General features: G+C 71.8%; 19 protein-coding genes. 3 read left to right on the forward strand and 16 right to left on the reverse strand.

Annotated elements, in window-relative coordinates; translation table 11 throughout:
• The first annotated feature begins 59 nt into the window (after positions 1 to 59).
• Entirely contained in the window at positions 60 to 767 is a 708-nt protein-coding gene (locus tag CG736_RS34195; protein WP_100590015.1) for an ABC transporter ATP-binding protein, read from the forward strand.
• 10 nt (positions 768 to 777) lie between these two features.
• Positions 778 to 1,917 (forward strand): hypothetical protein, encoded by a 1,140-nt coding sequence (locus CG736_RS34200; protein WP_100590016.1) that lies wholly within the window; start codon positions 778 to 780, stop codon positions 1,915 to 1,917.
• A gap of 74 nt (positions 1,918 to 1,991) precedes the next feature.
• On the opposite strand, the gene rlmN is transcribed toward CG736_RS34200, so the two are convergent.
• From rlmN to rpsB, 7 genes are all read right to left on the reverse strand, one after another.
• Entirely contained in the window at positions 1,992 to 3,092 is a 1,101-nt protein-coding gene (rlmN, locus tag CG736_RS34205; protein ID WP_043916184.1) for a 23S rRNA (adenine(2503)-C(2))-methyltransferase RlmN, read from the reverse strand.
• Positions 3,093 to 3,132: 40 nt separating this feature from the next.
• Entirely contained in the window at positions 3,133 to 3,321 is a 189-nt protein-coding gene (locus tag CG736_RS34210) for a hypothetical protein (RefSeq protein ID WP_043916183.1), read from the reverse strand.
• 94 nt (positions 3,322 to 3,415) lie between these two features.
• A complete protein-coding gene (locus CG736_RS34215) occupies positions 3,416 to 4,282 on the reverse strand; it encodes a phosphatidate cytidylyltransferase (protein WP_043916182.1) in 867 nt (288 codons plus the stop codon).
• 142 nt (positions 4,283 to 4,424) lie between these two features.
• Positions 4,425 to 4,982 (reverse strand): ribosome recycling factor, encoded by a 558-nt coding sequence (frr, locus tag CG736_RS34220; protein WP_033256297.1) that lies wholly within the window; start codon positions 4,980 to 4,982, stop codon positions 4,425 to 4,427.
• A gap of 80 nt (positions 4,983 to 5,062) precedes the next feature.
• A complete protein-coding gene (gene pyrH, locus CG736_RS34225) occupies positions 5,063 to 5,818 on the reverse strand; it encodes a UMP kinase (protein WP_100590017.1) in 756 nt (251 codons plus the stop codon).
• 284 nt (positions 5,819 to 6,102) lie between these two features.
• Positions 6,103 to 6,942, reverse strand: a complete 840-nt coding sequence (gene tsf, locus CG736_RS34230; protein WP_100590018.1) for a translation elongation factor Ts — start codon at positions 6,940 to 6,942, stop codon at positions 6,103 to 6,105.
• Between the two features lie 131 nt (positions 6,943 to 7,073).
• Positions 7,074 to 7,940, reverse strand: coding sequence for a 30S ribosomal protein S2 (rpsB, locus tag CG736_RS34235; protein WP_100590019.1), 867 nt, complete (start codon positions 7,938 to 7,940; stop codon positions 7,074 to 7,076).
• Positions 7,941 to 8,485: 545 nt separating this feature from the next.
• Between rpsB and CG736_RS38485 the strand changes: the two genes are divergently transcribed.
• Entirely contained in the window at positions 8,486 to 9,061 is a 576-nt protein-coding gene (locus CG736_RS38485) for a M23 family metallopeptidase (RefSeq protein ID WP_255419066.1), read from the forward strand.
• A gap of 7 nt (positions 9,062 to 9,068) precedes the next feature.
• Here the strand turns inward: CG736_RS38485 and CG736_RS34245 are convergent, their stop codons facing one another.
• From CG736_RS34245 to lepB (CG736_RS34285), 9 genes are all read right to left on the reverse strand, one after another.
• Positions 9,069 to 9,719 carry a TetR/AcrR family transcriptional regulator gene (locus CG736_RS34245; RefSeq protein ID WP_100590021.1) on the reverse strand — a complete coding sequence of 217 codons (651 nt, stop codon included), beginning with the start codon at positions 9,717 to 9,719 and terminating at the stop codon, positions 9,069 to 9,071.
• A gap of 170 nt (positions 9,720 to 9,889) precedes the next feature.
• Entirely contained in the window at positions 9,890 to 10,771 is an 882-nt protein-coding gene (whiG, locus tag CG736_RS34250) for an RNA polymerase sigma factor WhiG (RefSeq protein WP_369880805.1), read from the reverse strand.
• A gap of 1,276 nt (positions 10,772 to 12,047) precedes the next feature.
• Positions 12,048 to 13,718 (reverse strand): DNA-processing protein DprA, encoded by a 1,671-nt coding sequence (gene dprA, locus CG736_RS34255; RefSeq protein ID WP_232734367.1) that lies wholly within the window; start codon positions 13,716 to 13,718, stop codon positions 12,048 to 12,050.
• A gap of 142 nt (positions 13,719 to 13,860) precedes the next feature.
• A complete protein-coding gene (locus CG736_RS34260; protein ID WP_100590022.1) occupies positions 13,861 to 15,513 on the reverse strand; it encodes a YifB family Mg chelatase-like AAA ATPase in 1,653 nt (550 codons plus the stop codon).
• 1 nt (position 15,514) lies between these two features.
• Complete coding sequence (locus tag CG736_RS34265) at positions 15,515 to 15,988, reverse strand: YraN family protein (protein WP_100590067.1); 474 nt, start codon at positions 15,986 to 15,988, stop codon at positions 15,515 to 15,517.
• Positions 15,989 to 16,278: 290 nt separating this feature from the next.
• On the reverse strand, positions 16,279 to 16,605 hold the full coding sequence (locus CG736_RS34270) for a DUF2469 domain-containing protein (RefSeq protein WP_043916176.1): 327 nt from the start codon (positions 16,603 to 16,605) through the stop codon (positions 16,279 to 16,281).
• A gap of 56 nt (positions 16,606 to 16,661) precedes the next feature.
• On the reverse strand, positions 16,662 to 17,135 hold the full coding sequence (locus CG736_RS34275) for an NUDIX hydrolase (protein ID WP_232734368.1): 474 nt from the start codon (positions 17,133 to 17,135) through the stop codon (positions 16,662 to 16,664).
• 70 nt (positions 17,136 to 17,205) lie between these two features.
• Complete coding sequence (lepB, locus tag CG736_RS34280) at positions 17,206 to 17,955, reverse strand: signal peptidase I (protein WP_100590024.1); 750 nt, start codon at positions 17,953 to 17,955, stop codon at positions 17,206 to 17,208.
• A gap of 167 nt (positions 17,956 to 18,122) precedes the next feature.
• A complete protein-coding gene (gene lepB, locus CG736_RS34285) occupies positions 18,123 to 19,046 on the reverse strand; it encodes a signal peptidase I (protein ID WP_100590025.1) in 924 nt (307 codons plus the stop codon).
• Positions 19,047 to 19,160: the final 114 nt, after the last annotated feature.

The following is a 19,160-nucleotide window of genomic DNA, read 5'->3' on the forward strand; positions in this document are numbered from 1 at the left end:
CCGTCCGATCGTTCTAATCTGACGACTGTCATATCCCCGTCGGCACCTGGATGGATCACATGTCAGCGGCCCCGCCCGACAACGACGTGCTCTGGGCCCGAGGCATCGTCAAGTCGCACCACGGCACCCCCGCGCTGCGCGGCGTCTCCCTCCGCGTCCGTGAGGGCGAGATGCTCGCCGTCACCGGCCCGCGCGGCTCCGGCAAGTCCACCCTGCTCGGCTGCCTGTCCGCCCAACTCCCGGTCGACGAGGGCGAGGTCTGGTTCCACAGCTCCCCCGTGCACACCCTCGGCCGGGCCGGACGCGAACGGCTGCGCCGCGAACGCTTCGGCTGGGTCGGCTCCGAACCGCACCTGGTCCCGGAACTGACGGCCCGTGAGAACGTCGCCCTGCCGCTGCTGCTGGCCGGCGCCGGCCACCGCGCCGCCCACCGCGCCGCCACCGAATGGCTCGACCGCCTCGACGTCGCCGACTGCGCCAAGCTCCGGCCCGCCGACCTCCCCCAGGACCGCCGCCAGCGGATCGCCGTCGCCCGCGCCCTCGCCCCCGAACCGCCCGTGGTCTTCGCCGACGACCCCACCGCGCCGCTGCACCGCGACGCCCGCGAACAGGTCCTGCGGATACTGGCCAGCGCCGCCCGCTCCCACCACCTGACGCTGGTCCTCGCCACCCACGACCCGGAACTCGCCCGCTACGCCGACCGCACCGTCCACCTGGTCGACGGCCGGATCACGGCCGAGCCCGCCGCCGTCCCCGCCGGGCACTGAGAGGGCCGACGTGTACTACCTCGGACTCGCCCGCGGCTACCGCGCCCTCGACCTGGCCCGCTGGCTGCTCACCGCCGGCGCCGCCGCCGTGGTCGCCGCCTTCCTGCTGCGCGCCCTCGGCCGGGCCCTCGCCGAACCCACCGGCGGCCCCGACCGGCTGCTGTGGTGCCTGCCCCCGCTGGCCGCCGTCGCCTGGTTCGCCGCCGTCGCCGCCCGCGCCGTCCCCGCCCAGCACCCCGAGCGGATCACCGGCCTCGCCGCCGCCGGCGTCGGACCCGGCCGGATCCGGCTGCTGATCGCCGGCGAGATCGCACTCGCCTGCGCCCTCGGCTCCGGACTCACCCTGCTGCTGTTCCTGGTGCTGCGCAACGACATCGCCGGGCCCTCGCTCGCCGCCGACATCGGCATGGGCATCCCGCTGCCCGTCGCCGCGCCCGTCACCCTGCTCGCCGTCCCCACGCTGGTCGCCGGCGTCGCCGCGGCCTGCGCCGTCCGCTTCCCCGACACCCTGCCCGGCCGACCCGCCGAACCCGCCCGGCCCGGCTGGAGCGCGCGACGGCTCGCCCTGCCCGCTCCCCTGCTGCTCGCCGGGATCGGCCTCGAACTGTACGGACTGCGGCCCGGCGCCACCGACGCGGAACGCACCCTCGACCTGCCCGGCGGCCTGCCCGCCACCAGCCCCGCCCTGCTGGTCGGCTGGACCCTCGCCGCCCTCGCGCTCGCCCTGTGGACCGGCCCGCTGCTCGCCCTCGCCGGGCGGCTGACGGTGATCCGCCGGCCCTCCCCGCTGCGGCTGCTGGCCGGCCGCGCGCTCACCGCCCAGGCGCCCCGTCTCGGCACGCCGCTGGCCGTGCTCACCGGCGTCGCCGCCCTGCTGCTGGTGGCCGGCCGCGAGTGGTCCCGCCACGACACCGACGTCCCCGCGCTCCTGCTGGTCGAGGGCCTGCTGATCCTGGCCTGCGCCGTCGCCGCCCTGGCCTCCCGGCTGCTGGAACTGCGCGGCGACCGCCGCGACACCCTCGCCGTCCTGGACCGCCTCGGCACCCCGGCCGGCCTGCTCACCGGCACCCTCGCCCTGCGCGCCCTCGCCGCCGGCACCGTCCTGCTGGTCACCGGCGGGCTCACCCTGGCGCTCTGCCCGCTGCGGTAGCGCCCACGGACGCGGAACGCCCCGGTGGTCCTCCCGTCACGGGGAACCACCGGGGCGTTCGTGCTGCTGGGGTCTCAGCCCGCCGCGGCCAGCTGACCGCAGGCGCCGTCGATCTCCTGACCGCGGGTGTCGCGGACGGTGGTGGGCACGCCGTGCGCCTGCAGCCGGCGGACGAACTCCCGCTCGTCCTCCGGACGGGAGGCCGTCCACTTCGAACCCGGCGTCGGGTTGAGCGGGATCAGGTTCACGTGCACCCGCTGGTTCTTGATCAGCCGACCGAGCAGGTCCGCCCGCCACGCCTGGTCGTTGATGTCCTTGATCAGCGCGTACTCGATCGACACCCGGCGGCCGGACTTCTCCGCGTAGTTCCACGCCGCGTCCAGCACCTCGGCGACCTTCCACCGGGTGTTCACCGGCACCAGCTCGTCACGCAGCTCGTCGTCCGGGGCGTGCAGCGACAGCGCCAGGCGGCAGCTCAGGCCCTCGTCGGCGAACCGGTGCATGGCCGGGACCAGGCCCACCGTGGACACCGTGATGCCGCGCTGGGAGAGCCCGAAGCCGTCCGGCGCCGGGTCGGTGAGGCGGCGGATCGCCGACAGCACCCGGTTGTAGTTCGCCAGCGGCTCGCCCATGCCCATGAACACCACGTTGGACAGCCGCGCCTCGCCACCGGCCACCGACCCGGACTTCAGGTCGCGCATGCCGGCGGCGATCTGCTCGACGATCTCCGCGGTCGACAGGTTCCGGGTCAGCCCGGCCTGGCCGGTCGCACAGAACGGGCAGTTCATGCCGCAGCCGGCCTGCGAGCTGATGCACATCGTCACCCGGTCCGGGTACCGCATCAGCACCGACTCGACCAGCGTCCCGTCGAAGAGCTTCCACAGCGTCTTGCGGGTCTCGTCGTCGTCGCACGACACGTGCCGCACCACCGACATCAGCTCGGGCAGCAGCGCCTCGGTCAGCTTGCCCCGGCTGGCAGCCGGAATGTCCGTCCAGCTCTCCGGGTCGTTCGACATCCGGCCGAAGTAGTGGTTCGACAGCTGCTTCGCGCGGAACGGCTGTTCGCCCAGCTCGGCGACGGCCTCCTTGCGCTCGGCAGGGCTGAGGTCGGCAAGGTGTCGCGGGGGCTTGGCGCCGCGCGGCGCGACAAAGGTCAGTTCTCCGGGCTTAGGCATGGTCCGTCCAGTGTCGCAGACCGCGGACGCTGCCCCGTCGCTACCGCCTGGCCGCCCGGTGCCGCTTGAGCAGCGCCGTCAGCGTCGCGTGGTCGACCCGGGCGTTCAGACCCGCCACCAGCTCGTCCGGGCACAGCTCGTACAGGTCGCCCCACCACCGCTGCGCCCGGTTGTCCCAGATCCGGTAGCCGCCCGGAACACCGCGCGCCACGTACCGCCGCCTGCCCATCGCACCCCCCGTCACCGCGGACGGTACCGGGCGGGAACGGCGGCCTCAACCGAAAAACGGCCCCCGTCGCCGGGGGCCGTGGCATGACGGGGCCTCAGCTGCCGACGAAGACCGTGAGCAGCAGCCAGACCACCGGGGCGGTCGGGAGCAGCGAGTCGAGGCGGTCCATGATGCCGCCGTGGCCGGGGAGCAGGGTGCCCATGTCCTTGATGCCGAGGTCACGCTTGATCATGGACTCGGCGAGGTCGCCGAGGGTCGCGGTGACGGCCGCGCAGCCGCCCAGGATCAGGCCCTGCCACCAGGAGCCGCCGTCGATCACGAAGTGCATCAGCAGCGCGCCGGCGATCATCGACAGGCCGATGCCGCCCGCCAGACCCTCCCGGGTCTTGCCCGGGCTGATGGTCGGGGCGAGCTTGGTGCGGCCGAACTTGTAGCCGACGGCGTACGCGCCGGTGTCCGAGCAGATCGTCACGACCAGGAACAGCAGGATCCGCCAGGCGCCGCCGTCGGCGGAGAGGATCAGCGCGACGAAGGTCGCCAGGAACGGCACGTAGAAGGCGGTGAACACGCCGGCCGTTATGTCGCGCAGGAAGTTCTCCGGCGGCGTGGCCATCCGGGCGACCATCATCGCCAGCCCGGTGAGCGCCAGGATCGCGGCCGCCCACTGACCGCCCTCGAAGTAGCCCGCCACCACCATGCCGACGCCGCCGACCAGCAGCGGGATCTGCGGGACGTGGATGTCCTTGCGCTCGGCGAGCCGGCTGGTGAGCTCCCAGATGCCGACGGCGACGGCGGCGGCCACCACCACCATGAAGACCGCCTTGACCACGAACAGCGAGGCCGCGATCACCGCCCCGAGGCCGACTCCCACACCTATCGCGGCGGGCAGGTTGCGGCCGCCGCGCGGCTTGCGGGGCTGCTGGTCGGTCTGGGCCACGGAGGTCTCCTGGGCGGGGGGCATGAACTGAGTCTGTGCCGCGCCGCCCCCTCGCCATACCGGAGGCCGCCGCGCGAGTGACCCGTGTGGCGCCGGCCCGGGTCGAGCCGCGCCCCGGGCCGGGCGGAGGGGCCGCCGGTCCGGGGCGTACGCGCGGGGTCTGGGGTCAGACCTCCAGCAGCTCGGCTTCCTTGTGCTTCAGCAGCTCGTCGATCTGCGCCACGAACTTGGCGGTCAGGTCGTCGAGCTCCTTCTCGCCGCGGCGGCCGTCGTCCTCGCCGATCTCCTTGTCCTTGACCAGCTTGTCGATCGCGTCCTTGGCCTTGCGGCGGACGGAGCGGACCGAGACCTTGGCGTCCTCGCCCTTGCCGCGGGCCTGCTTGATGTACTCGCGGCGGCGCTCCTCGGTGAGCTGCGGCAGCACCACCCGGATGACGGAGCCGTCGTTCGACGGGTTGACGCCCAGGTCCGAGTCGCGGATCGCGGTCTCGATGGCCTTCAGCGCGGTCTTGTCGAACGGGGTGACCATGGCCATCCGCGGCTCCGGAACGGAGAACGAGGCCAGCTGGTTGATCGGCGTCAGGGCGCCGTAGTACTCCGCGACGATCTTGGCGAACATCGCCGGGTGTGCACGGCCGGTACGGATGGCGGCGAGGTCGTCCTTGGCGACCCCGACGGCCTTCTCCATCTTTTCCTCGGCCTCGAGGAGGGTCTCGTCAATCACTGTGTGCTCCCTGTCCGGTTCATCTGCTGTTGTTCCGTACCGGTGCCCCGGACGGCTGTTGCTACTCGGCGCCCCGGCGGCTAGGCCTGGACGGAGTCCTCGCTGATGAGTGTGCCGATCTTCTCACCCTTGACCGCGCGGGCGATATTGCCTTCGGCGAGCAGCTCGAAGACCAGGATCGGCAGGCGGTTGTCCTTGCACAGGGTGATCGCGGTCAGGTCGGCGACCTTGAGGTCGCGGGAGATCACCTCGGTGTAGTCCAGCGAGTCGAACCGGACCGCGGCGGGGTTGGTGCGCGGGTCGGAGTCGTAGACCCCGTCGACGCCGTTCTTGCCCATCAGCAGGACATCGGCGTGGATCTCCAGCGCCCGCTGCACGGCAGTGGTGTCGGTGGAGAAGTAGGGCATGCCCATACCCGCGCCGAAGATCACCACGCGGCCCTTCTCCAGGTGCCGGATGGCGCGCAGCGGCAGGTACGGCTCGGCGACCTGGCCCATGGTGATCGCGGTCTGCACGCGGGTCTCCATGCCCTCCTTGATCAGGAAGTCCTGGAGCGCGAGGCAGTTCATCACGGTGCCCAGCATGCCCATGTAGTCGGAGCGGGCCCGGTCCATGCCGCGCTGCTGCAGCTCGGCGCCGCGGAAGAAGTTGCCGCCGCCGATGACGATGGCGACCTCCGTACCCGCGCGCACCACCGTGGCGATCTCACGGGCGATGGCGTGCACCACGTCCGGGTCGACGCCGAGGCCGCCTCCGCCGGCGAACGCCTCGCCGGACAGCTTGAGCAGTACCCGGCGGCGGGTGCCGTCCGGTGCGGTCTCCTGCGTCTCCTGCATGGACTTTCCCTTCTCCGCCTGCTGGTCAGCAGATCTGCAAGTGCTACTCACGGCGCCGGACGTGCGGGCCCGGTGCCGTGCATACGAGAGGAGGCCACTGCCGCGGGAACCGGTACGGTCTCCTGCACGGCAATGGCCTCCTCTTCGTTCATGGTGCCGACGCCGCCCTCACGGGGTACTGGAGGGCTCGGTCGGCGCGTTCCTCCGTCCTTGCGGACGGGCGCTCTCCTACCTTATGTCCGGCCCGGGGCCCGACTTGGCGGGAGGAGCTGCGCGGAACGGTCTCAGGCGCCGACGCGGAAGCGAACGAAACGCTTGAGGGTGACGCCGGCCTCGTCGAGGACCTTGGCGACGGACTTCTTGTTGTCCTTGGCGAACGCCTGCTCCAGGACGGCGTTCTCCTTGACGAAGCCGGTGACCCGACCCTCGACGATCTTCGGCAGGGCAGCCTCGGGCTTGCCCTCCTCGCGAGCGGTGGCCTCGGCGACGCGGCGCTCGTTCTCGAGCTCCTCGGCCGGGATCTCCTCGCGGGAGAGGTACTTCGGCGCGAAGGCGGCGATGTGCTGCGCGACGTCCTTGGCGGTCTCGGCGTTCTCCTGGTCGAGCTCGACGAGGACACCGATGGTCGGCGGCAGGTCCGGGTCCGACTTGTGCATGTAGACGCCGACGAAGCCGTCGTTGTCGAACTGCGCGAAGCGACGGAAGACGATCTTCTCGCCCAGGGTCGCGTTGGCCTCGTCCACGAACTGCTGGACGGTCTGGCCCGGGTTGATCTCGGAAGCCAGCGCGGCCTCCAGGTCGGCCGGGGAGGTGGCGGCAACGTGCGCGGCGATCGCGTCGGCGACCTCGACGAACTTGCCACCCTTGGCGACGAAGTCGGTCTCGCAGTTCAGCTCGACCAGGACGCCGGACTTCTTGTCCTCGGCGATCAGCGCGGCGACGGCGCCGTTGGAGGCGTCGCGGCCCTCGCGCTTGGCAACGCCCTTCTGGCCCTTGATGCGCAGGAGCTCGACGGCCTTCTGAACGTCGCCCTCGGCCTCGTCCAGAGCCTTCTTGCAGTCCATCATGCCGGCGCCGGTGAGCTCACGGAGCTTCTTGACGTCCGCGGCGGTGAAGTTCGCCATCGTGTGATCTCTTCTCACGTCTCGCGTGTCTGCGTGGGAAAGTGCCGGGGCCCAGGGTTCGGGTCCCCGGCACGGGAGAGAGGGGCACCCACCGGCTCAGCCCGGCCGGTGCCCCTCGCCCTGGTGGTACGTCAGGCCTGCTCGGCCTCGGCGGCCGGAGCCTCCGCAGCAGCCTCGGCCGGGGCCTCGACAGCAGCCTCGGCGGCGGGGGCCTCGGCGGCCTTCTCGCCCTCGAGGATCTCCTTCTCCCAGGCGGCCAGCGGCTGGTCGGCGCCCGGCTCGGCCTTCGCGTCGCCCTTGGCGACACCGGCGCGGGACTTCAGGCCCTCGGCGACGGCGTCGGCGATCACACGGGTCAGCAGGGTGACGGAGCGGATCGCGTCGTCGTTGCCCGGGATCTTGTAGTCGACCTCGTCCGGGTCACAGTTGGTGTCGAGGATGGCGACGACCGGGATGTTGAGCTTCCGGGCCTCGCCGACCGCGATGTGCTCCTTCTTGGTGTCCACGATCCAGACAGCGCTGGGAACGCGCTGCATGTCGCGGATACCGCCGAGGGTCTTCTCCAGCTTGTCGTACTCGCGCTGGAGGACCAGGAGCTCCTTCTTGGTGAGGCCCGAGCCGGCCACATCCGTGAAGTCGATCTCGCCGAGCTCCTTGAGGCGCTGCAGACGCTTGTAAACGGTCGAGAAGTTGGTCAGCATGCCGCCCAGCCAGCGCTGGTTGACGTACGGCATGCCCACGCGGGTCGCCTGCTCGGCGATGGCCTCCTGGGCCTGCTTCTTGGTGCCGACGAAGAGGACGCTGCCGCCGTGGGCAACGGTCTCCTTGACGAACTCGAAGGCGCGGTCGATGTAGTTCAGCGACTGCAGGAGGTCGATGATGTAGATGCCGTTGCGCTCCGTGAAGATGAAACGCTTCATCTTCGGGTTCCAACGACGGGTCTGGTGACCGAAGTGGACGCCGCTCTCCAGCAGCTCCCGCATCGTGACGACGGCCATGTGCCGTGCTCCTCTGTGTTGCCCGGCTCGCCGCGAGGCAGGTGCGCTCTGCGGGGTGCCGGGACTCTCGGTTGTCCGTGTCGGTCGGGTGACCGCCACGCCTGACGCCCCGACGTGCCAAGCCGCTCGGCCTGCACGGGGCTTGCGGCCTCGGCAGGCTCGGCGGACCGAGCGGCACTCGCACCGGCGACCGTTCCCGGAAGGGGGCGGGCCGTCGGTGGCGGGGCGTGCGAAGTCGACCCGGCAGACCGGGTCGCGTGTGAAGTGTACGGGAAGCCCCGAGCGACGGGCGACTCCGTGCGGTCCCGCTGCCCTGTTCAGCACCGCTACGGGCGGGCCGCCGCCCACCGTTCACCCCTGCGGGGGACGGCAGTTGTCCACAGCCCCCGGTCTGTCCACAGCTTCCGGAATCGACGGGCGACACCGGCGCTGCGACCTCCATGGTGGGGCCACACCCGCCGAGCGGGCTTGTCGTGGTTTGTGCCGGGTGCCGGTGCTGTGCCGGTTTCGCCGTGTTGGGGCGCCGAGGACCGAGGGAGGTTGGCGTGCGGTGGTGGGGCGTGTTCTGCCGAGTGGGGGCAGTGCTGCTGGGGCTCGTCACCGTGGTCGGCGGCGGGGGTGGTTCGGGCGGTCCGGCGGCGGGGGTGGTCGCGGCGGGGTTCTCTGCCGCGGGGCCCGAGGTGGTGGGGCCGGGGTCCGGGCGGGTGTGGCCGGTGGGTGACCGGTCCGCACTGGTGCGGCGCTTCGATCCGCCTCCGGCGCGCTGGGCGGCCGGGCACCGCGGCGTGGACCTGGCGGCCGCGCCCGGGACGGCGGTGCGCGCGGCCGCGCCCGGCGTGGTGACGTTCTCCGGGCAGGTGGCCGGGCGCCCCGTCGTGGTGATCACCCACACCGGCTCGGGCACTCCCCCGCTGCGGACCACCTACCTCCCGGTGGCCGGGTCCGTCCCCGTCGGCACGGCGGTATCGGCGGGCGACCGGATCGGCGAACTGACCGCCGACTCCGGGCACTGCCCCGTCGACTGCCTGCACTGGGGCCTGCTCCGCGGCGCCCGCTACCTCGACCCGCTCGCCCTGCTCGGCACCGGCCGGGCCCGCCTGCTCCCGCTCGACTCGCCCTGACGCCGGATCAGCTTCCGCCCGAGCCCGAGCCGCAACCCGTCCCGGCCGGGGCAGTGCCGCCGACGTCCGAGGCGCCTGTGCCCGCACCGTCTGCACTGCCCGGCCTGAGGCCGTCCAGGGCGAACCGCACCGAGGCATCGGCGATCTCCGAGGCGTCGGCGGTCTCCCGGGCCCGCTCGATCTGGCGGACCGCGGCCTCCACCACGCCCTGCAGCAGAGCGGCCGCGACGCCCGGCCTGGCATGGCCGAGTTCTTCCAGGGTGCGCACCACCATGGCGGTCAGGCCGGTGTGCGCGGCTCTGATCCGTGCCCGCGCGGCGTCGTCGAGTTCGAACTCGGCGACGGCCACCAGCGCGCGGTGCACCGGGTCGGTGGCCAGCGCCACCTGCCCCCGGACGTACGCCTCGATCCGCTCGACCGCACCGTCGCAGGCCGCCATGCCGGCCTCGATCTCGGCGGCCCACAGCGGGAGGTCCACCGCGCAGAGCGCTTCCACCAGCTCGGACTTGGACCGGAAGTACTCGTACACCGAGGACCTGGCCAGCCCCGCACGCGCAGCGAGGGCGCCGAAGTTCAGCGCCTCCCTGCCGCCCTCCGCCAACAGGACGCGCGCGGCGTCCAGCAGCGCTGCCTGCTGCAACTGTCGATGCTCGGCCACCGTGGCCGCCCGGATTTTCGGCACGCACCAACTCTACGGACGCCAACGGCCGACGGGGGCGCATACCGCACACCCGCCGATCCGTCGGCCCAGGAGCCGTCGCTCCGCCATCACCGCCGCGCTGCGGTCGTACTGCCGTCGCGCCGCTCTCGCGCCGCTGCCGTCCTGGCTCAGCGGGCGTCGGACATCTTCGCCCGCAGTTGCAGCACCGACTTGGTGTGGATCTGGCTGACCCGGCTCTCGGTCACCCCGAGCACCTGGCCGATCTCGGCGAGCGTCAGGCCCTCGTAGTAGTAGAGCGTCACCACCGTCTTCTCCCGTTCGGGCAGCGTGTTGACCGCCGAGGCCAGCAGACGGCGCAGCTCGCGGTCCTCGGCGATCTCGACCGGGTTGTCGGCGCCGTTGTCCGGCAGCGTCTCCATCAGGGTCAGCCGGTCACCGCCCTCGCCCGCCGAGTGCAGCAGTTCGTCGAGCGCCACCACGTTGGCCAGCGACAGCTGACTGAAGATGGTGTGCAACTCGTCCAGCGCGATGCCCATCTCCGCCGCCACCTCGGGGTCGTGCGGCGTCCGCCGCAGCCGTGCCTCCAAGGTGGCGTAGGCCCGCTCGACCGCCTTCGCCTTCTGCCGCACCGACCGCGGGATCCAGTCCAGCGCCCGCAGTTCGTCGATGATCGCGCCGCGAATCCGACTGATCGCATACGTCTCGAACTTGATCGCCCGGTCGATGTCGAACTTCTCGATCGCATCGATCAGCCCGAAGACCCCCGAGGACACGAAGTCCGCCTGCTCCACGTTGGCCGGCAGCCCGACCCCGACCCGACCCGCGACGTACTTCACCAGCGGCGAGTAATGCAGGATCAACTGGTCGCGCAGCCCCTGGTCACCCTTCTCCTTGTACGAACGCCACAGCGCCTGAAGCGCCGACTGGTCCCCGCTCTTCGCGCTGCCTCGCGCACCTCCCTTCCCCTGGCTCGCTGCCGGTTCCTCCGCCACACCCGCGCCGCCCAGCCCGACGCCCCCCGCCGAGGCCGCCACCGCCGGCGCGGGCACCGTCGCACCTGCAGACGCCCCCGGGCTGCGACCCACTCCCGCCGGACCTTCCTCTCCCTCGGACGTCTCGGACGCGAACGACCTGGACGACACCGACGGCGGCCCCGAGGCCGGCCCGGGCAACGCGACCGGCGACCCGGCCGGCTGCTGCCCACCCGGCGGCTGGGGCTGGGGCTGCGGCCGAGGCTGCGACGCGCCCTGCTCCGGGCCCGATGCGGACGCCGATGTCGGGGTTCCCGCCTTCAGGGAACGTTCCGCCTCCGGGCCGCTCGCCTGCCGGCGAACCTGCGAGCTCCGCACCGGCGGCTCCCCCGGCTTGGCCTTCGACCGGGCACCGCGCCTCGACTGGCCGCGCACCGGTCGGCCGCCCGCAGGCGATGCGTCGGCGGAGGCTGCCTCGGCCGACGGCACCTCGGCCGTGCTCTCCCCGGGCTGCGGCCCACCGCCGGCCTGGCCTTCGCCGAACCGATCGCCGCTTGGCCTGCCGCCGTCCGGCCGGTCGGTGTCCGGCTCGCCGGTGTCTGACCGATCGGCCTGCCGACCACCGAACGGCCCCGGCTCGTCCGGGGGGCCGCCGGTCTCGTCGCCGCGCGGCCGCGGCTGGGCCGCGGCCCTCGACGGCACTGCCTGTGGGCAGGGCAGCAGCTGGCCTGGGCGTTCAACGGAGGGGCGCGCCGAGGACTGCCGGTCCGACGGCCCCTGCGGGACGGGGGGGCGGGGAAGGGGCGAGGGCGAGGTGGGACGGGCCTGGGACTGTGGGGTCGCGGTCGGGGGGGTGCCCGACCTCGTCATCCCCACGACTCCCGAGGACCTGGCCCGCAACTCCGCGGCGTTGCGGATCTCGGCCCCCGGCCCGTCCGGGGACCGACCGTCACCGGTCACCCTGTGTCCGGGAATGTGAGTGGCCATGCGTTGGTCTGCGCCGTTCTGCCGAGTCATGTGCTGATAGGGACGCCATAAGGGAGCGTAGCGTGACCAAGTCGCTGCACAGTGCTACCGCCACTCGGGCGTCGCTCGATCCGGTGGCAGTGCTGGGCTCCCCCGGCGCGTCGCGGCGCGGACCCCGACCGGCTGCCGGGCGCCCTGCCTCCACCAGGCCGCCGACCAGCGCAGACCTCTCCTGACACGTCGGAATCCTTGCGTCACACCCACTCACCGATATCGCCCACCCGAGCTCAACCGTCTCGGCGCCGCTCTCAACTCACCTGGGGTTCCTTCCTGTTGACGGGATGCTCCGTTCGGTCGACCTTCCGTGTCCGCTGTTGCGCAGATCCGATCACTTGCGTCGCACCAGCCTCCAGTGCGCGCCCTGCCGTTCGACGAAGCCCAGCGAGCTCAGCTCGTGCAGGTGGTGCACGGTCTCCTGCGGGGAGAGCGCGGCGTACTGGGCGAGTCGCTGCACCGGCGCACCGTCCGCGCTGGCCGGGACCGCCTCCAGGACGCGGGCCACGGGCGGTGCGAGCGCGTCACGGGGCAGGATCGGTCCGACTCGCTCCGGCGCCAGGTCGCCACCGACGGAGCCGATCAGCTCGCCCACCTCGGCGCCGGTGGTGACCAGAGTCGCGGCACCGCTCCTGATCAACGCGTGAACTCCTGCCGAGAGTTCGGACGTCACCTGGCCGGGGACGCCCATCGTGTGCCGATTCAGATCCATGGCGCGTCGAGCGGTACTGAGCGCGCCGCTGCGCGGCGCGGCCTCGACCACGACGGTGCCTCGGGTGAGCGCCGCTATCACTCGGTTGCGCAGCACGAACCTGAACCTGGTCGGGTTCATCCCGAGCGCCAGCTCGCTCACCAACAGCCCGTCGCCCCCGATCCGGTGGATCAGCGCCTCGTTCCCTCGCGGATAGCAGATGTCAACCCCGTTGGCCAGGACCGCGATCGTCATCCCGTTGACGGCCAGCGCGCCCAGATGGGCGGCCGTGTCGACGCCGTACGCGGCGCCGGAGACCACCACCCAGCCACGCTCGGCCAGTTCCGAGCCGAGTTGACCGGCGATGTGCCGCCCGTATGCGGTGCAGGCCCGGGATCCGACGATGGCGACCGATCTCAGCGCGAGCAGGCGCAGCGACGGCAGCCGCGGCCCCGGCCGGCCTCGGATCCACAGTCCGACCGGGCGACTGTCGCCGAGGTCGTCCAGCTGCGAGGGCCAGTCGGTGTCGCCCGGAATGATGAACTTCCCACCGAGCTTGGCGATTCGTTCAAGGTCGGTGGCCGGGTTGAACTTTCGCAACCTCTCCTGGTAGGCGGTGATCCGGTCTGCTCCGAGCCCCAGCCGGCCCGGGGATGCTCCGTTGTAGAAGCCCTGCACCAGGCCGACCACACCGAGCCGCTGGATCGCCCGGCCGATGGCTGCGTCACCCGGTTCGATCAGCCTGGTGAGTGCCGCCCGGGCCACCCGCTCGGGCTCGGGCGGGTCCGGCGTGGCCGCTGGTCCGGCCCACCGGGTGGGGCGGATGAGCCGGTGATCGCCCCGCACCACCCCCACACGAGTGGCATGACCTGCGGCGACCGGTTCGGCCGTGCAGTGCCGACTCGTTACGGCGGCGTGCACGGCACGACTGGTGCTGCCCGCCGTATCCGACGCTGACAGGCCTGGGTCTGCCCTGTCCGGATTCGGCCGGTGGGTGCCCGGCGGGCCGGCTCCCCGAATCAGGTGGCGCAAACCGTCGTGGCTGCCGTCGGGCGGGCTGCCGTCGAGCGGGTGGTCGTCGGGCGGGCGGTCGTCGGGCGGGCGGGGCGGGCAAGGGTTGTCGGGTGGGCCCGCCAGGCTGGGCTCACCCACCAGGTGAAGCCTGCCGGGCTGGGCTCGCCCGGGGCGGGCCGGGCCGTGCGGGTGAGTGGTGTCGCTGTCGCGAACCGGGCTGCCGAGTGGCGGCATGAGCATCGCTGACGTTGTTGTCGCGCGATCGATGTCCTGCCGGGGTGCTGGAACTGCTGCGGTCACGGAATGCTCCTCCTGCGGCCGTTTGGCCAACGGGCGGGTGGATGGAATGGGTGGGTACGGGAGCAACGCTGCGGCCCGGCGGCCTGTGAAGTGGCCGGCGCTGCTGACCGCCACTGCCAGCTGCCCGCCAGGTGATGGGTGGTCAAAGCTCGGCACCTAGGTCGGCGTCCGCGTCGTAGTACATGTCGGGTCGGCGGTCGGTCGGTCGGGTGACGCGTTGGACTCCGGTGCGGAGGGTGAGCGCGGTCTGGATGTCGGTACGGGTGGGACGAGGCCGGCACGCGAGGTCGGCGACCGTCCAAGCGACGCGGAGGACTCGGTCCAGGCCTCGTGCGGTGAGCAGACCTCGGTCGAGGTCACGCTCGGCGTCGGTGAGCGAGCCGGGTGCGAGTTGCCAGCGCGTGCGCAGTTCGTGCCCTGGCACTTCGGCGTTCGTCCGCCACGGGGTGTCGGCGAGGCGAGCGGCGGCGCGCTCGCGGGCCTGCCTCACGCGTTCGGCGACCGTGGCCGTGCTCTCCGCTTTTCCGCCTTGTTGCATCAGCTCGGCCCTGCTGACTCCGGCCACCTGAACTTGGAGGTCCACTCTGTCGAGCAGCGGCCCGGACAGGCGCGCCTGATAGCGGTTGACCATGACGGGTGTGCATTCGCAGCCTTCTCCTCTCAACGAATAGCGGCCGCAGGGGCAGGGGTTGGCGGCCAGACAGAGCAGGAAGCGGGCGGGCAGCCGCATCGAGCCCGCGGCTCTGGCGATCATCACCTCCCCCGATTCCAGGGGTTGGCGCAGGGCGTCGAGGACCCGGACCGAGAATTCGGGTGCCTCGTCGAGGAAGAGCACGCCGCGATGAGCGAGGGAGACGGCGCCAGGTCGGGGCAGACCCGTCCCGCCGCCCACGATGGCGGGCATGGTGGTCGAGTGGTGCGGTGCGCAGTAGGGCGGGGTGTCGATCAGCGGGCGGTCGGGTGGGAGTAGGCCTGCCACGGAGTGGATCGCGGTCACTTCGAGGGCTTCGGCCTGTGTGAGTGGTGGGAGCAGGGCGGGGAGCCGTTCCGCCAGCATGGTCTTGCCAGCTCCGGGCGGCCCTTTCAGGTACAGGTGGTGGCCGCCCGCGGCGGCGATCTCCAGGGCTTGCCGGGCTTCGTGCTGTCCGGCAACGTCGGCGAGGTCGGGTCGGCACGCCTGCTCCGAGGTGACGTCCCGGACGCCGAGCCCCGGGAGGAGGAGTCCGGCGAACGAGGAGTCGGGACGGCCGGTGGAGGGGTCGAGCGGCTCGTCGGGGACGGGGGCGTTGGTGAGGATGGCGATGAGTTGGCGCAGGCTTCGTACGCCGAGGACGGAGACGCCTGGCACCAATTCGGCTTCGGCAGCCGTCTGTTCGGCGACCACGATCTGGCGGTAGCCGGCGTCCGCCGCAGCGAGTACTGCGGGCAGGACACCGCGCACTGGACGTACCCGGCCGTCCAGTCCGAGCTCGCCGATGATCAGCAGGCCGTCGATCGACGCGGGGTCGAGCCGTTCGGCGGCTGCCAGTACGGCGCAGGCCACGGCCAGGTCGTACCCGCTGCCGCTCTTGGGTACGGAGGCCGGGGTGAGGCCCACGGTGAGTTTGCGCAGCGGCCACTTCTCGCCGCTGTTGGAGACGGCTGCGCGGACCCGGTCGCGGGCTTCGAGGAGGGCCTTGTCGGCGAGGCCCACCAGGCTGAAGGCCGCGAGTCCGGGTTCGAGGTCGGCCTGCACCTCGACCACGACACCGTCCACCCCGACCAGGGCGACCGAGCAGGTACGGGCGAAGGCCATCTCACACCGCCCCGCGCAGGTGCTCGACCGCGGCGGCGCCCCTGAGCGGGTTGACCACGGCGACCAGGTCGATGCGCACTCCCCCTGGCGGCGGGGGCGCCGGTCCGCCGGCTGCGGCTTCACCCAGGGGCTCGCCGTCGTCGACCCGCTCGGCGGCGGCCAGCACCAGCCGGGAGAAGTGCTCCGGCCAGCGTTCGGCGAGCCACCGTTCGGCGAGGTGGCGCAGTCGGTCGGCCTTGGTCTGGTCGATCGCCTCGGACGGCTGCTGGAAGCCCCGCTCGGACCTGGTCTTCACCTCGCACACCGCGAGGGTGTCCCCGTCCAGGGCGACGATGTCGAGCTCACCCTCGGCGCAGCGCCAGTTGCGCTCCAGGATGCACAGCCCGCACTCCGTGAGCCGGCGGGCGGCGACCTCCTCGCCGTAGCGTCCGAGGCCGTTGGTGGAAAACTTGTTGGGATTCTGCACGGCAATCACCTCCGGCCGGAAGGTTGCCGTCACAGCCGGGAAGTGGACCAGCGAAATCGTCAGGCCTGTGGATAACTCGGGCCTGTGGATAACTTAGCTCGCTCGTTCGAGCGACAAACTCAAAAATGCGCTGGACAATCGGCGATCTCGGCGACCAGTCTCGGTGACCCGGGCGTCGCCGCAGCTCCTCAAGGTGCGGTCGCTCGGGGGGAAGGGCGCGGTCGGCCGCGCCGTTCCTCGCCCACCCCGGGCAGTCGGGCCCGGGGCGCTCCTGGGCCGGCCGTTCAGTCGCAGAGCGGTCAGTTCCCGAACGCGGAGTCGTCCGAGGGCAGCTCAAGATCGCTCTTGGCCAACTCCTCGATATTCACGTCCTTGAAAGTCAGCACGCGGACCTTCCGAACAAACCGGGCCGGTCGGTACATGTCCCAGACCCACGCATCCGCCATCGCCACTTCGAAGAAGACCTCGCCCTGCACCGAATGCACCTGCAGGTCGTAGTCGTTCGTCAGATAGAAACGCCGCTCGGTCTCGATCACGTACTTGAACAGGCCGACGACATCCCGGTACTCCCGGTAGAGCTTGAGCTCCATCTCGGTCTCGTACTTCTCGAGGTCTTCGGCACTCATTCCAAGCGTCCCCTCACTCGTCACGTCCACCCCATTGTGGACCACTGGGCCAGTGCTCAGAGCCGTACTGGCGGTTCTGGCGGCCCTTCCGTCAGAACCTGCTCCACCAGCGCGGCCAGTCCGCGCGGATACACGGTCTCCTCGGTGGTCCTCAACTCCCCCACCGTCCACCAGCGGACGGCGAGCAGCAGCGCGTGCTCGTCCGCCCCGCTCTGCCGCAGTGCCACCTCGCCCCGGCCGGTGCGGGCCAGGTGGAACCACTGCTCCTGCTCGTAGTCCCTGCCCCGGAAGGAGAACTCCACCGTGCCGTACGCAACCAGCGGTCCCCACTCCACCTCGGTCAGCCCGATCTCCTCGCCCAGTTCGCGCCGGGCTGCCTCGGCCGGGCTCTCGCCGGGCTCGATGCCGCCGCCCGGGGTGATCCACCAGTCGACGCCCGGCGTGGCCGGATCGGTTCCGTGCAGCAGCAGGACACGCCCGTCCGGGTCCACCAACAGCACGCGGACGGCTCTGCGCCGCTCGGCCACCACCTGGTTCAGCTCCGTCCTGAGGTTCTGCGCACGTTTCCGGGCCGGCCCCGGGGTGCCACCGGCGCCCGGTTCAGGCCTTCCGCCGTCCCCCCAGCTTGCGGCCCAGCGAGACCGCCCAGCCCGCCGCCGAGGCGAGCACGATCAGGGCTGCCCCGTCGATCGCCGTCCAGCCGGCGGGCAGCAGGGCACCCGCCTGGTGCGCACGCGGCGCACCCAGTTCGTCGAAGGCCGCGGTGCGCCCCTCCAGCCCTGCCCGGGACAGCGGCAGGATCACCGCCTCGACCCGCGCCTTCACTCCGGAGGCCGGAACGGAACCGAAGGCCACGTCCAGATGGCTGCGCGAGTCCATCGAGTTCCCGCGGAAGTCACCGAGCAGGAACAGCCGCCCCTCGGGCACCGTCACCGAGAACACGGTGGTGGGCACCGGTGTCTTCGCCAGGTAGGGCTCGTCCACCTGGTGACCGTTCACGGTGATCCGTCCCTCGCGGTCGCCGGTGACGGTGTCGCCACCGACCGCGGCCACGCGCTTGACCAGGGTGGCGTTGCCCCAATCCGGGTCCTGGAAGACCACGATGTCGCCGCGTCCGACCGACGTCCCGTCAGCGGTGTGGGCCAGGACGGTGTCGCCGATCTCCAGGGTGGGGCTCATCGACCCGGTGGGGATCTTGTAGGGCCGGTACTGGATGGCGAGCATCGCGAAGCCCCCGACGAGCATCACGAAGCCGATCGCGATCACCAGGCTCTGCACGATCGACACCGAGCTCCGACGGCGGACGGGTCTGGCCTCGGTGGGCGGTGTCCGCTCCGCGACGCTGGTCATCGGCTTCGCCCTCTCCTGGCGCTCACGCGCTCCGGGCGAGCGCTCGCTGCCTGCCCGGGAGTGGCCGTCCTGGTCTGGACAGCACTGCGGGCCGTGGCACGTGCGAGCAGACTACTCACGAGTACCACGGCCCGCGCAAGAGTCAGTCGCGGACGGTCCGGGACCGGTCAGCGACGGCGCTTGCGCACCCACCACACGGCGGGGACGGCCAGGGCTGCACCGGCCAGCGTCGGGGCGAGCGGCCCGCCGGCCGCCAGACCCTTCTGGTCGAAGGTGTCGGGAACGGGCAGCGTCGCCCAGTCGCCGATCGGCCAGGCCACCACGAAGGCGCGGCCGACGACGTTCCCGACCGGGACGGTGCCGCCGCCCGGCTGGTCCATGTGGAAACGGGAGTCCAGGGAGTTGGCGCGGTGGTCGCCCATCACCCAGATCCGGCCGTCCGGCACCTTCACCGGACCGAACGGCTTCTCCCCGCACGGGGTGTTGCCCGGGAAGATGTACGGCTCGTCGAGTGCGATGCCGTTCACCTTGACCGGTCCGGAGCCCTGGCACTCGACGGTGTCGCCGCCGACCGCGATGACGCGCTTGATCAGGTCCTTCTCGTCGCTGGACGGCATCAGCCCGATGAAGCTGAAGACGTCCTGGACGCCGCGCACGAAGGCGTTGTTGCTGCGCTGGGCGGGCTCGTCGTTCAGCCAGCCGCCTGGGTCCTTGAAGACCACCACCTCGCCGCGCTCCGGCTCCGAGCCGAACCACGGGGTGAGCTTGTCGACCAGCACGCGGTCGCCGACCTGGAGCGTGTTCTCCATCGAACCCGACGGAATCGAGAACGCCTGGACGAAGAAGGTCTTGATCACCAACGCCAGGATCAGGGCGATGCCGACCAGGATCGGCAGCTCCTTCCAGAAGGAACGCTGCTTGGGAGCCTTCTTGGCCCCGGCCGACGCCTCCGAATCGCTCTCCTCCGCAGCGTCGGAATCGGACGCCCGCAGGGCGTCACCGTCCTCCGCGTGTCGCCCGTCGGCGTTGCCCGAAGGCTCCCCGTCGGGCTCCGGAGCACCTGAGCGGGCACCGATCACCAGATCCCCCACGACATCTCCTCCCTGCTGTGCGGACGCCTGCGCGTCCGCGCTCACCAGTGCCGCACAGCGGGCACCACACTCTGCGATCGATCGAAAACCCGCCTCTGGCTTGCCCTACCCGGG

Source organism: Kitasatospora sp. CB02891 (assembly GCF_002803145.1).
Taxonomy (GTDB): Bacteria; Actinomycetota; Actinomycetes; order Streptomycetales; family Streptomycetaceae; genus Kitasatospora; species Kitasatospora griseola.